Here is an 11,968-nt window from a genome sequence, read left to right as displayed (position 1 = left end):
ATCAATTTAACAAGCCCCAGCAAAAAGCCGGGGCTAATACTTCAATTATTTTAGGACATTTTCAAAAACGCTTGACACCCTTTTATTCACAATATTTGAAAATACCGTACTCATTTACCTGACCGATCAGTAAGAACCCTTTTGTTTCCATATACAGCTGCTTCTTTTTGCTTGGAACAGGGAAAACCAGGTAATTGCATTTCAGTCTTTTTGCATTTTTTACTACCTTTTTGATCACCGGTACTTCTGCCACAAGCTGTTTATGGAGCCATCTTGCAGCTTTTTTTCCAGAGGCTCCTTTACCGCCTCTTCCGTAAGGCATTTTGATAGACGGATCATAAACTCTCACATAGGAAGCTATTTTGTCATCCGTTGCTAGGTAAATCTCTTCATTTTCTTCCTTCTGCTCATTGATCAGATTGCAGATGCTTACTACCTCATCAGGAATCTTCTGTACATTCTGAACCTTTTTGTAAAAACCATCTTTATTCAGGCCAGTTCCGCAAAAAGCCAGCACTGCCGCAATAAAAATCAGAAGTATGTACTGCCGTGGTCTGGAAGCTCCCACCTTTTTTATCAGGCAGGTTCCTGCATAAGCTATAAGCGGCACTGCCGGAAGAATCCATAATACTCTCCAGTAAACCGACCGTCCTATACATTTCTGTATAATATAAGCAGTCACCGGACAGAAAAACACAGCAAGAAAAACTACAATATAGCCGGATAAAATTCTGGATCGTTCTTTTTTTCTTCCGAATACCAGGAAATACAAACATGCAGCCAGCAGTAAATAGACATAAAATCCGTTCCCCCAGTATTTCTGCCAGGCATCCAGTGAAGCCAAAAGTGCTCGTTTCATCTCTCCACCTCCTAAAATACCAGAATGTATACCACGCCAAGTATCAGGGATGGCAGACAGCAGACTACACTCTTTAAGAATCTTCTTCCGTCTCTGAATTTCACCAGACTAAGCAGAGCAAATACTCCCATCAGAAGAGGGGCAAGCATGATTCCCATTGAGGAAAACAGACAGCAGGCTCCATTTGCCAGAAAAGCCAGGCTCCATGGATATTCCGGTTTTTCCTGCATAAAAATCTCCATACAGAGCAGAAATAAAAATGGTAAAAATACCCCTGCCAGCACAGCTTTTCCCTGCCAGATCCTGCCCATTGTAAAAATTTCCGAATTGTATACCGAATATCCGCAAAACCACAGGATCACGGCACAAAGGATCATAAAAATCCCCTGTTCTCCAGCCTTTCCCTTGAAGAATATGCGGCTGTACTGAAAAAGCACCACATATGCCAGAAAAACAAATACCGCCGGAAAAACAGTATGTGCCACAATGGCTGGATGAAGTCCTCCGCATAACCGGCTGGTCACAGCAAGAAATGCAGGAAACGGAGAAAGAATGTAACGGCTTGGCAATACATTGTAAGCGGCTCCGGTGTAGGGGTTATATGCATAAAGAGAATCGGTTTCCACCGCGGTAGTGGCTGTTCCTACATAAAAAGCATCATCTTCATCCATATGGGCATAAAGCACCACAACGACAAGCTGGAACAGAATCAGAATTCCTGCCACCACAAGCTCCGGGGAAATTCCAGTCGCTTCTATCCTTCTGCCGCAATATGTGCCAGCGCCTTCACCGGTTTCCTTCTGCCTCTTCTTATAAAGACTCCGGGCACCCAGAAATGCCAGTACACCAGCCACCACGCCATATGTAATGGTCAGCACATGAAGCGGCTGTTTGGTAAAAATCATGGTAAGAGAAAGCAGCTCTGTAATGGCAAACAGCAGTGTATAACCGGCCAGAAGATATTCACCGCAGGTTCTTTTTTCTCTGCGGAAATAGAATCCCCCTGCCAGGCAGGGAACTACCAGCAGCCAGATCACTGCCAGTATCCCCTTAAAAATAAATCCCATATATTATTTCTCCAGTTCTTTTTTCAGAATTCCCATGGCAATCTTCTCCGATGTGATCGGCAGCTCTCTTACCCGGACACCGGAAGCATTGTAAACCGCATCTGCAATTGCAGGACAAGGGGTATCGATTACCAGCTCACCGATGGACTTGGCCCCAAAAGGACCGCTCTTTTCATAGCTGCTCTCAAACTCAACCCGGATATTTCCAATATCCTCACGGCTTGGGATCTTGTACTGCATGAAAGAATTCTCACGAATCTTACCTTCTTTGGAATACTGCACATTCTCCATAAGTGCCATACCGATTCCCTGGGCAACTCCTCCCTCAGTCTGCACACGGGCAAGATTGGGATTAATAGGAGTTCCGCAGTCTACAACTGCCACATAATCGATCAGGTCAATATTTCCTGTCTCTTTGTCTACTTCCACCTCTGCTGCCCCAACCATATAAGGCGGCGGAGAAATCTGGGAAGAATAGGAGGCAGTCACCTGCATTTCCAGGGTATTTCCGCAGGTTCCCTTATAAGCAATCTCCTGAAGACTGACCTCTTTTTCCCTTGCGTAGACTTTCTTTCCATCAAAGTCTGCTTCCTCAGGACTTACACCCAGCATTTCAGCACCCAGCCGAATAATCCTCTTTTTCAGCTCATTGCAGGCGTTAATAACTGCATTGCCTGTAGCGTAAGTAGTGGCAGATGCATAAGAACCGGAGTCATATGGAGAAACATCCGTATCCACACCAAATGCAACAATATTCTCAAATTCTGTTTCCAGACAGTCGGCTGCCATCTGGGAAAGAATGGTATCACAGCCCGTACCCATATCTGCACATCCAAGGGAAAGTGTATAGGATGCGTCCTCATTCAGCTTCAAGGTTGCGCCTCCCACGTCTACATTGGCAATAGAGGAGCCCTGCATCGCCATGGCAAGACCTACGCCGCGGACTTTTCCATTTCCCATATCACGGCATGGATATTTCTCATCCCAGCCGATCATCTCCTTGGCACGGGCAAGGCAGCGATCCATTGTACAGCTTGCTGTATGAGTCAGGTTTCCATCATAGTCATACATTGGCTCGCCTTCAATTGGCATATTCAACTCACGGATTCTTGCAGGATCCATATTCATCTTATGAGCCAGCTCATTGACAGCGGATTCCACTGCATAAATTCCCTGTGTAGCACCATATCCACGGTATGCACCGGATGCCTGCACGTTGGTATAAACAACCTCATAGTCAAAAGCATAGGCTTCCAGATTCCGGTACAGGGCAATTGCCTTATGACCTGTAAGTCCGATGGTTGTAGGACTGTGATCTCCGTATGCACCAGCATTGGAAAGCGCCTCTACTTTAATTCCTCTTACGATTCCGTTCTCATCTGCGCCAACTTTTACATGTACTTCCATCTCATGACGGGGAGAAGCGCAGATTAAGGATTCGTAACGGCTGTAAACGATTTTGGATGGACGTCCTGTCATCCAGGTAACAATTGCCGGATAAATTTCACAGACCTCTGTCTGCTTAGCTCCAAAGCCGCCGCCAATACGAGGCTTGATCACGCGGATCCTGGAGGATGGGATTCCAAGGGCATTTCCAAGAATTCGGCGAAGGTGGAACGGTACCTGTGTGGAGGAAACCACATTCAGCCTGCCGAAATAATCCTTGGTACAATATGTGCGGAAGGTCTCCATCATACACTGCTGATTGGCCTTTGTGTGATAAACTTCATCTACTGTGTATTTGCATTCTGACAAAACCTTGTCAATATCTCCCATTTCCTCATGGCCTTTTGCTGCAAGGTTCCGCTTGTTATCTGCACCAACCGGGAACTTGGATTCCCAGTCCTCTTCCGGGTGGACCAGAACCGGATTATCCTTAGCTATATGCATATCAAGAACCGGTGTTTCCACGCGGTATTTCACTTTAATGCGCTTCATGGCAAGGTCTACAGCTGCTTCTGTTTCTCCTGCCACAATTGCCACTGCATCCCCTACGAAACGAAGATGCTGATCCAGGATCATTCTGTCATAAGGACTGAACTCCGGATAGGTCTGTCCGGCAGAGGCGAAACGTCTCTTTGGAACATCTTTCCAGGTAAGGATCAGTGCCATTCCTTCTACCTTCATGGCTGTGTCCGTCTTGATCTCTTCCACCCAGGCATTGGCATAGGGACTCCTTAAGATCTTGATGATCAGGCAGTCCTTTGGTGCCAGGTCGTCTGTGTAGACTGGCTTTCCGGTCACCAGAGCCATGGCATCCTTTTTCTGCAAAGACTTATTTACATAGCTCATGCCTGCACCTCCTTCTCCTGGATATTTCCGTTTTTCTTATATTCCAGATATTTCAGGATACTTCTGGTCTGTCCAACAAAACCGGAGCAGCGGCAAAGATTGCCTGCCAGATATTCCTTAATCTCTTCTTCGGTTGGATTTTCCAGTTCTTTTGTCATCGCAAGTACATTCATGATAAATCCCGGATTACAGAATCCGCACTGCTCTGCGCCTTCATTGGCAAGAAAAGTTCCAAATTCTTCAGCTTCTGCCTGAAGTCCCTCCATGGTGGTGACCTTTTTGCCGTCAATACGGGCGGCAAGGACACTGCAGGACAGCATTGGCTTGTCATTTACCAAAACGGTGCAAAGACCGCAGTTTGCAGTTTCACAGCCTCTTTTTACACTGTAGCAGCCAAGGCTTCGAAGAAACTCCAGAAGCATGGTGTCAGGACTGATTTCCGCTTCCTTTTTGGCTCCATTCAGCCAGAAATTAATTTTCATCTGTCATACCTCCCACTGCTTCTAATGCTCTTCTTGTGAGAACCTTCACAAGAAGGGTTCTGTACTCTGCGCTGCCTCGCATGTTTCCAAAGGTAGGAACCTTCCGTGCTGCATAGTCTGCAAATTTCTGAACCGCTGTCTTCTTCTCTTCCGAAGACATGGTTTCCATGCCTGCAAGGAGACCTTCTTCGTCTTCCAGAAGAAATGCCTTCGCCGGACGGGCACCGTAAACCGCTCTCACGCCATTCTCAGACAGCCTGATACAGCATGCCAGTACCGGGAAATCGGTCTTGGTATTACGATGGCTTAAATAGGCAACCTTCAACGGAGTTTTCTTTATGATAATGCGTACCAGAATATCTCTGTCTTTTGGCATTTTCACAAAATCAGAAAGACAGACTCTGCCGCCTTTAAAAAGTTCCACCTCTGTATCAAGTGCCAGAAGCATGGTGAGTACATCAGAAAAGCCGAAGCGTCCCCAGATACTTCCGCCTACAGTGGCGCAGTTGCGGAACTGTACGCCTACAATATGGCGCAGGCTTTCTCTTATGGCACCTTTCGTATATGTATGAAGTCCCTGATGAAGTTCCAGGTCCCGCAATGGGGTCATACAGCCAATCACAAATTCACTTTCTGTTTCTGTGATGGTATCCAGACCAAGCCCGGAAAGATCAATGGCTGTGGTTACAACACGGTTACCCATTTTCAGCCACACCATGCCACCAAGCACACAGGCAGTCCGCTTCTGGTTCAGCTCATAAGCCTGTTCCAGAGATTCTGCTTTCACATAATTTTTTATTTTGAGCATGTTCAATTCCTTTCTCATATTGTATCACTGTTCATCGTTTTCCAAATACGCTTTTCCAGAGCGTGTTTGAAAAAGGCTTTCTGCAATCTGTACATGCAGTGAACAGCAATCGTATTGCTATTTTTAGTATAACAAGAAAGGGTTCAAATTTCCAGCGAAATGACATATTCAGAATATTTTTTTGTTTTGATTTTATGCAAATTATATAGATATTTTCATACAATTATGTTATAATGCGAAAAAGAACAGAAAATAGTTTTCATAAACTATTTTATAACAAAATTATTTACAAATCCACCACAAAAGGAGGCGCCGTTTATGAGTAACCGTGTTATAACAATCAATCGTATGTTTGGAAGTAATGGACGTATTATTGGAAAGGCTCTTGCGGAGGAACTGGGATTTAAGTTCTATGATAAGGAGCTGATCGAAATGGCCAGCAGGGAGAAGAATATTCCTTTTGATGAGTTTGCCAGAGTAGATGAGAGAAAAGCCAGCCAGTGGCTGTATCCGGTGGATTACGAGCTGCAGATGAATCCGGAATACCATTTTGTTCCCATGAATGATGTGCTTTACGATCTGCAGAAGAAGATCATTTTGGAGGCAGCCGAAAAAGAGAATTGCGTGATCGTTGGGCGATGTGGCAATTATATCTTACAGGATAATAAGGATAAGCATCTGAGTCTGTTTATCTATGCTCCGTTTGAAGACCGTGTGAAGACGGTGATTGCACGTACCGGCCGAGAGGAAAAGAGTGTAAGGAAGCTGGTGAAACGTACGGATAAGGAACGCCGGGCTTATTATGAGTATTTTACGGATACTAACTGGCTGGATATGCTGCAGTATGATCTGTGTATTAACAGCAGCAGGGTGACGAAGGAAGAGATTGTGGAGATGGTGAAGAAGTTGATCTAAAGTGTATAGAAAGACAGCCCCGTTTTTGGCGGGGCTGTGATTTTTTGCTATTTAGTTGATTAAAAGTTCTTCAATGCGGACGCATTTGGACAATGTGTATTACTCACTCGCCGGCGCAACGCTCCAGCAAACTAATCGCTAACTGCGACTAATGCGTTCGGGAGAGCCCTCACGCATAAGTCTCCGTAAGCGCTGGATTTCGCTTACGCTAAGAGCGCGCCTGAAATGGCTCGCTGGAGTAATACACATTGCCCAAATGCTGTGTGTCGGCTAGATCTGAGGTTATTTAGAAACTTTTAACGAGGGGGAGGGGAAGTGATTGGTTTCCCGATACTTTCTTGGCAATGTTAGATTAGGTAAAACCAATAAAGCTGTGAAGTATCAACCATCTAAATGGGGTTTCGAAAACACATAAAATAATATGTCAAGTTTTTGTTTGCAAAACAGCCCTAAAAATGTGCAAATACTTCATAGAAATTGTAAAAGCCACTAATTTCCGGCAAGTTTCCCATAAATTTTCGTTTCCGATACAGTATAGGGAAACCAGTCACTCACCCTCCCCACCTGTTGAAAGTTCCTATGCACAAATAAATCCCAGCCAGTACACAGCATTCGGGCAATGGTGATTGCTCTAGCGAGCCATTTCAGGCGCGGTTTTAGCGTAGGCGAAATCCACTGCTTACGGAGACTTAATCGTGAAGGCTCTCCTGAACGATTTAGTCGCAGTTAGCAGTTAGTTCGCTGGAGCGTTGCGCCGGCGAGTGAGCAATCACCATTGTCCGAATGCGTCCGCCTTGAATAACTTTCAACCAATTAAATAAATTTTCAGGAACTCATAAATCTCTTCTTCAGTTGGCGGACATCCTTCCAGGTGGTGGGTGAAGTGGCGGGTGCAGTGGCCGATTCCCAGGGTGCCTTCCTGGTTTCGGTAACCTTGACCGATGGAGATTCGGGTGGTCAGGTTTGAAAGGAGACCTTCTTGCTTCAGGCGGTCAAGGGCAGGAATCAGGTTGCCGTAACAGGCGCTGCAGGATTCTACTTCTTCTACAGCGTCGGCAAGCTCTACCACTTTCCGTGACTTGGGAATGGGGGCACCGGGGTTACCGTCGAGGGCGTGGATTTCTGCCTGGCGGATGTCGGCGCAGCCAACACCAAGGGTGGCAGCCTTTGTGATGTAGGGAACCTCTTCTACCTGGTAGTACATCATGTCGCAAACGTAGGCATCCATAAGAACCGGATCCACAGCTGCCAGAACGCGGTTCATCTCTACGGGGTTGCCGCCATCTTCGAAATCCAGATCGCCGCAAATGTTGTCTACCACGATGAAATCCTGGTGGATAGCAAGGCCCAGGTGGGCAATGGGGTCATGAAGACCTAATGCGTGGAAACGGCGCTTCTCAGAATTAGGAAGAAGACCTTTCATGTTCTTCAATGCACAGGTGATTTTGGTCTGACAGTGACCTTTTAGTACCGGAACATTAATAAGGAAGTCCAGGTCAAGGACACTTTTGCAGATGTTTAAGGTCATATCGCTACATTGTACAGGCACACCCTTTTCCTTTTGCATGTCAAGGAACGGAACGTTATATTTTTCACAGAGGGACTTGAAACCACAGACTTCGTAGGATTCGGAGGTCTTATCTCCTACCCAGGAACCTTCCATGATCACCAGATTGGAAAACCCTTTTTCCTGAAGATATTCTACGATTCCGGCGACTACCTCTGGGTGAGTGGTGCCGCCCCAGTAGGCTTCCATGGGGGCGACCAGGTTTGGCTTGATGCCGATCCGCATATTGTACAAACCAAATTCTGAATTCTGTTTTTCCACAGAATCCGAAGAATAAAAACAGTCCACTTCTGCTTCAGAGTTGTCAATAAGACTGCTCTTTGTTTCAAACTTCTTCTCTATCTCTCCTGCCAGATCACACGCCTCCAGCAGTTCTTTCGTCATCTCCTTATATTCAGTTCCGCATTTTATAAAAATCTGATTCTTCTTCATTTCCGGATCAGTACTCCTTTTTCTCCATAATCTTTATGGATATTGTACAGGAAATCAGAAGCATTAGCAACATAAGAACAAACAGCATCGCCAGACAGACTGGGATTCCAAGGTTCCAAATGCGCAGGCCCAGATTTTTCAGACTTGAAAAATCCACTTTCATTTTCTGGCATAGTTCTACGCCAATCCATCCTACAGCCATGATGCCAAATACAAGAATAAGCAGCACCAGCCTTCCTGTAGAGCTTCCATATTTCAACTGTACCGGAAACACAACCGCATTTGCAAAAACAGCAAGAAAAAGACCGGCAGCTGCAGAAGCGATCAGTTCTTCCCAAGACACCATATGATATCCGGAAGCATTTACGCCAATTGCAATTGCAACAGCAACAGCCCACAATACCGTGACCATCCCTGCACCCAGCAGATACTTCTCCTTCACATATTCTTTCCTGCTGATAGGAAAAGTAAAAATATAAGGCATACCATTATCCATATCATCACTTGCTATGGTATTCAGTGCCATAACAGCAGCCAGAACAGACACATAACTGATTAGAAAAGAAGGACCTGCGGAAGTACTAAGGAAACAGAAAATGGCTATAATATATACGCCAATGAACGCTTTCATGTTTCCCCTCATAATTTCCATGTCTTTTACAAACATACCTTTCATAATACTTCCCCCTTGATCATCATGGTAATAACCTTGTCCACAGACCCACGTTCTATTGCAAGCTGCGGGTAGTTCTCCGCATAAAATGCACGCTCATCTGTGAGACAGCTGTAACCGTACTGCTCCTTCTTCACCTTGAGAATATGCTGCTTATCAAGCAATTCATATTGCTTCTCGTCAGCCTTGATAAGACCATATTCATCCAGCAGCACATCTGTATTCTCATGAAGCACGATCCGGCCCTTATCAATCATATAGATATCATCACACAGGCTCTCCAGATCTGAGGAAATGTGGGAGCTGATCAGAATACTTCTTCCTTCCGTCTCCATATATTCCCGAAGGAGTTCCAGAATGCTGTCCCTGGCAATCACGTCCAGACCGGCTGTAGGCTCATCCAGAACAAGAAGCCTGGCATCAAAGCTGGTGGCTGTCAGCACTTTTAACTTTGCTTTCATTCCTGTGGAAAACTCTTTTAGCTTCTTATCCATGGGGATGGAAAACAGGCTGCACCGCTTCTCAAACATCTCCCGGTCAAATTTCTCATAAGTCTCTGTCAGAATATGCACAATCTGTTTCACGGTCAGACAATTGGAAAAACCGCTGTCAGAAAGTGTCGCGCCTATATCCGCTTTCTCTTTTTGGGAAATCTGCTCCATATCCTTATTAAACAGACGAATCTCTCCTGCATCAGAATGAACCAGGCCCAGAATAACCTTAAAGGTAGTAGACTTCCCTGCTCCATTGGCTCCGATCAGACCGGTGATCTGTCCTTCTTCTATTTCCATACTTACATCCAGGGAAAATCCAGGATAATTCTTCTGCAAATTCTTCAAACTCAGTAGCATATCTACTCCTCCATAATAAGCTCAAACAGTTCCCGGATCTCTTCCTCAGACAATCCGCTGACCCGCGCTTTCCGGATCACTTCCTCCAGTTCTGTCTCAATCTCCCGCTTCCGCTCTTCCATAAGAAGCCCCTGGTTATTCTTAGCGATAAAGCTTCCTTTCCCATGCACCGTAACCACGAACCCCTCTTCCTCCAGAAAGTCATACGCCTTCTTCACCGTAAGAGCACTAATCTTCAGCTCCTTCGCCAAAGTTCTCACAGAGGGAAGCATTTCCTCTTCCTTTAACGTCCCGTCAATGATCATCGCCTTGATCTGATCTGTGATCTGCTCATAAATTGGCTGCATCGACGAGTGATTAATTATGATCTTCATGTGACTCCTCCTTATATAAACAGTATATAACAGTATTATACTGTTGTCAAGTGTTATGCGCTGTTTATTTCCACTTAATTCATAGTTACTTTGAACAATCAGCCTGGAATGGGCAGTGTGTTGCGGATAGTTCGTCAAAAAACGGGATTTTATGAGTATAGCGCAGGTTCCATAAACACTGTCTGAGCCCAGCAGGGGCGAGTTTGTTTATGGAACCTGCAATCGACGACGGAGTAAAATCCCGTTTTTTGACGTTGTCCGCAACACACTGTCCCTCCCAGGCGTCCGCCTTCGCCACACAAAAAAAGACGTGCATACCTGAGTCTAAACTCACATACACACGCCAATATTTTTATTCAGCTTTATTAAACACTTCTTTATCCACAGCCCCATTCTGGCAAGCCACAATGGTCGTACAAACAGCATCACCTGTAATATTAACCGCTGTTCTCGCCATATCCAGAATACGGTCAATACCCATGATAATACCGATTGCCTCAACTGGAAGACCAACAGAATTAAATACCATAGTCAAAGTAACAAGTCCAACACTTGGAATACCTGCGGTACCAATGGAAGCCAGTGTGGCTGTTCCGATTACTGTAATATAATCCATAGGAGTCAGCTGGATTCCAAAAGCCTGGGCAGCGAACATAACCGCAACACCCTGCATGATCGAAGTACCATCCATGTTGATAGTCGCACCAAGAGGAATGGTAAAAGAAGAAATCTTCTTGGAAACACCCATCTTCTTGTACAGCGTATCAATAGAAAGCGGAATAGTCGCATTAGAGGTTGCAGTGGAAAAGGCAAAGGCCATAACCGGGAAAAACTTTCGGATAAACTTCACCGGATTCAGGCCCGTGAACAGCTTCAGCAAAATCTGGTATACACCAAAACACTGGATTGCCAGAGCGATCAGAACTGCGATCATATATTTTGCCAGAGGCACAAATGCGCTGAAACCAATGGTTGCAAAGGTTCTTGCGATCAGACTGAATACACCAATGGGAGCCAGACTCATAACCATCATAGTCATTTCCATCATAATATCATTAAACTGGCTGATAAAATTGGAAACGGTCTCCGCACGCTCCCCAAGCTTTGCCAGGATCACACCAATGATCAAAGCAAACACTATAATCTGAAGCATTTCCCCACTTGCCAGGGACTTGATGGGGTTATCCGGAATGATATTGAGAATAGTCTGAACCAGAGAGGTGGACTCCATAGTCTCAATATCGGAAGCATTTACCTGGATCTTACTCATATCAAGACCAATTCCCGGTCTCAAAAGAGTTCCGATTCCAAGGGCAACTGCAACTGCCACCGCTGTTGTGACCAGATAAAATGCAAGTGTTTTTCCACCTACATTTCCCAGCTTCTTAGTATCACCAATAGCCATACTTCCACATACCAGTGAGCAGAAAACAAGAGGTACTACCAGCATTTTCATAAGGCGGATAAATCCCTGCCCAAGAACGTACAGCACTCCCTCAACGATCACATCATTTTTCACACTGCTATCCGGCACCAGGTAATGGAGAACCATTCCTGTGATTGCTCCGGCGATCAGCGCAATAAAGATCATACTGGTTAAGCTGATCTTCTTTTTCTCTTTTACATTCTTTTCTTTCTTCGCGCTCAT

General features: G+C 45.3%; 11 protein-coding genes. 1 reads left to right on the top strand and 10 read right to left on the bottom strand.

The features are described 5' to 3' along the window. Positions 1-82: 82 nt before the first annotated feature. The 5 genes from AB5170_RS02470 to AB5170_RS02450 are packed head-to-tail and all read right to left on the bottom strand — an operon-like array spanning position 83 to position 5,508. The gene (locus AB5170_RS02470; protein ID WP_173719020.1) at positions 83-859 is read right to left on the bottom strand and encodes a hypothetical protein; all 777 of its coding nucleotides are present in this window, start codon (positions 857-859) and stop codon (positions 83-85) included. 11 nt (positions 860-870) lie between these two features. After that, on the bottom strand, positions 871-1,926 hold the full coding sequence (locus tag AB5170_RS02465) for a DUF6077 domain-containing protein (RefSeq protein WP_173771068.1): 1,056 nt from the start codon (positions 1,924-1,926) through the stop codon (positions 871-873). 3 nt (positions 1,927-1,929) lie between these two features. Further along, positions 1,930-4,218, bottom strand: coding sequence for a xanthine dehydrogenase family protein molybdopterin-binding subunit (locus tag AB5170_RS02460; protein WP_368362020.1), 2,289 nt, complete (start codon positions 4,216-4,218; stop codon positions 1,930-1,932). After that, positions 4,215-4,700 carry a (2Fe-2S)-binding protein gene (locus AB5170_RS02455; protein ID WP_118584038.1) on the bottom strand — a complete coding sequence of 162 codons (486 nt, stop codon included), beginning with the start codon at positions 4,698-4,700 and terminating at the stop codon, positions 4,215-4,217. Before AB5170_RS02455 ends, AB5170_RS02460 begins: the two co-directional genes overlap by 4 nt. Continuing rightward, a complete protein-coding gene (locus AB5170_RS02450) occupies positions 4,690-5,508 on the bottom strand; it encodes a xanthine dehydrogenase family protein subunit M (RefSeq protein WP_173719042.1) in 819 nt (272 codons plus the stop codon). The genes AB5170_RS02455 and AB5170_RS02450 overlap by 11 nt, the downstream gene beginning before the upstream one ends. A 318-nt stretch (positions 5,509-5,826) precedes the next feature. Here AB5170_RS02450 and AB5170_RS02445 point away from each other — a divergent pair, with 318 nt between their 5' ends. Further along, positions 5,827-6,423: an AAA family ATPase gene (locus tag AB5170_RS02445; protein ID WP_173719024.1), complete on the top strand. Its 597-nt coding sequence runs from the start codon at positions 5,827-5,829 to the stop codon at positions 6,421-6,423. 805 nt (positions 6,424-7,228) lie between these two features. On the opposite strand, the gene AB5170_RS02440 is transcribed toward AB5170_RS02445, so the two are convergent. From AB5170_RS02440 to AB5170_RS02420, 5 genes are all read right to left on the bottom strand, one after another. Next, the gene (locus AB5170_RS02440; RefSeq protein WP_226815864.1) at positions 7,229-8,422 is read right to left on the bottom strand and encodes a DUF362 domain-containing protein; all 1,194 of its coding nucleotides are present in this window, start codon (positions 8,420-8,422) and stop codon (positions 7,229-7,231) included. Positions 8,423-8,429: 7 nt separating this feature from the next. Beyond that, positions 8,430-9,098 carry an ABC-2 transporter permease gene (locus tag AB5170_RS02435; RefSeq protein ID WP_173771070.1) on the bottom strand — a complete coding sequence of 223 codons (669 nt, stop codon included), beginning with the start codon at positions 9,096-9,098 and terminating at the stop codon, positions 8,430-8,432. Further along, positions 9,095-9,946 (bottom strand): ATP-binding cassette domain-containing protein, encoded by an 852-nt coding sequence (locus AB5170_RS02430; RefSeq protein WP_173719025.1) that lies wholly within the window; start codon positions 9,944-9,946, stop codon positions 9,095-9,097. Before AB5170_RS02430 ends, AB5170_RS02435 begins: the two co-directional genes overlap by 4 nt. A gap of 2 nt (positions 9,947-9,948) precedes the next feature. Next, a complete protein-coding gene (locus AB5170_RS02425; RefSeq protein WP_173719026.1) occupies positions 9,949-10,320 on the bottom strand; it encodes a GntR family transcriptional regulator in 372 nt (123 codons plus the stop codon). Positions 10,321-10,672: 352 nt separating this feature from the next. Continuing rightward, the gene (locus AB5170_RS02420) at positions 10,673-11,968 is read right to left on the bottom strand and encodes a dicarboxylate/amino acid:cation symporter (RefSeq protein ID WP_118578602.1); all 1,296 of its coding nucleotides are present in this window, start codon (positions 11,966-11,968) and stop codon (positions 10,673-10,675) included.

The organism is Ruminococcus sp. RTP21484sp1_RTP21281st1_A8_RTP21281_210402, from assembly GCF_040914025.1.
In the GTDB taxonomy this organism is placed as follows: Bacteria; Bacillota; Clostridia; order Lachnospirales; family Lachnospiraceae; genus Blautia_A; species Blautia_A faecis.
Note: the sequence above shows the minus strand (reverse complement) of the source record. Positions and strands in the feature narration are given on the sequence as shown.

Excerpts from the sequence above, each read along its gene's own strand:
- AB5170_RS02420 (WP_118578602.1), bottom strand. The coding sequence starts at position 11,968 with ATGAGCGCGAAGAAAGAAAAGAATGTAAAAGAGAAAAAGAAGATCAGC.
- AB5170_RS02455 (WP_118584038.1), bottom strand. The coding sequence starts at position 4,700 with ATGAAAATTAATTTCTGGCTGAATGGAGCCAAAAAGGAAGCGGAAATC.
- AB5170_RS02430 (WP_173719025.1), bottom strand. The coding sequence starts at position 9,946 with ATGCTACTGAGTTTGAAGAATTTGCAGAAGAATTATCCTGGATTTTCC.
- AB5170_RS02450 (WP_173719042.1), bottom strand. The coding sequence starts at position 5,508 with ATGCTCAAAATAAAAAATTATGTGAAAGCAGAATCTCTGGAACAGGCT.
- AB5170_RS02460 (WP_368362020.1), bottom strand. The coding sequence starts at position 4,218 with ATGAGCTATGTAAATAAGTCTTTGCAGAAAAAGGATGCCATGGCTCTG.
- AB5170_RS02425 (WP_173719026.1), bottom strand. The coding sequence starts at position 10,320 with ATGAAGATCATAATTAATCACTCGTCGATGCAGCCAATTTATGAGCAG.
- AB5170_RS02445 (WP_173719024.1), top strand. The coding sequence starts at position 5,827 with ATGAGTAACCGTGTTATAACAATCAATCGTATGTTTGGAAGTAATGGA.
- AB5170_RS02465 (WP_173771068.1), bottom strand. The coding sequence starts at position 1,926 with ATGGGATTTATTTTTAAGGGGATACTGGCAGTGATCTGGCTGCTGGTA.
- AB5170_RS02435 (WP_173771070.1), bottom strand. The coding sequence starts at position 9,098 with ATGAAAGGTATGTTTGTAAAAGACATGGAAATTATGAGGGGAAACATG.
- AB5170_RS02470 (WP_173719020.1), bottom strand. The coding sequence starts at position 859 with ATGAAACGAGCACTTTTGGCTTCACTGGATGCCTGGCAGAAATACTGG.
- AB5170_RS02440 (WP_226815864.1), bottom strand. The coding sequence starts at position 8,422 with ATGAAGAAGAATCAGATTTTTATAAAATGCGGAACTGAATATAAGGAG.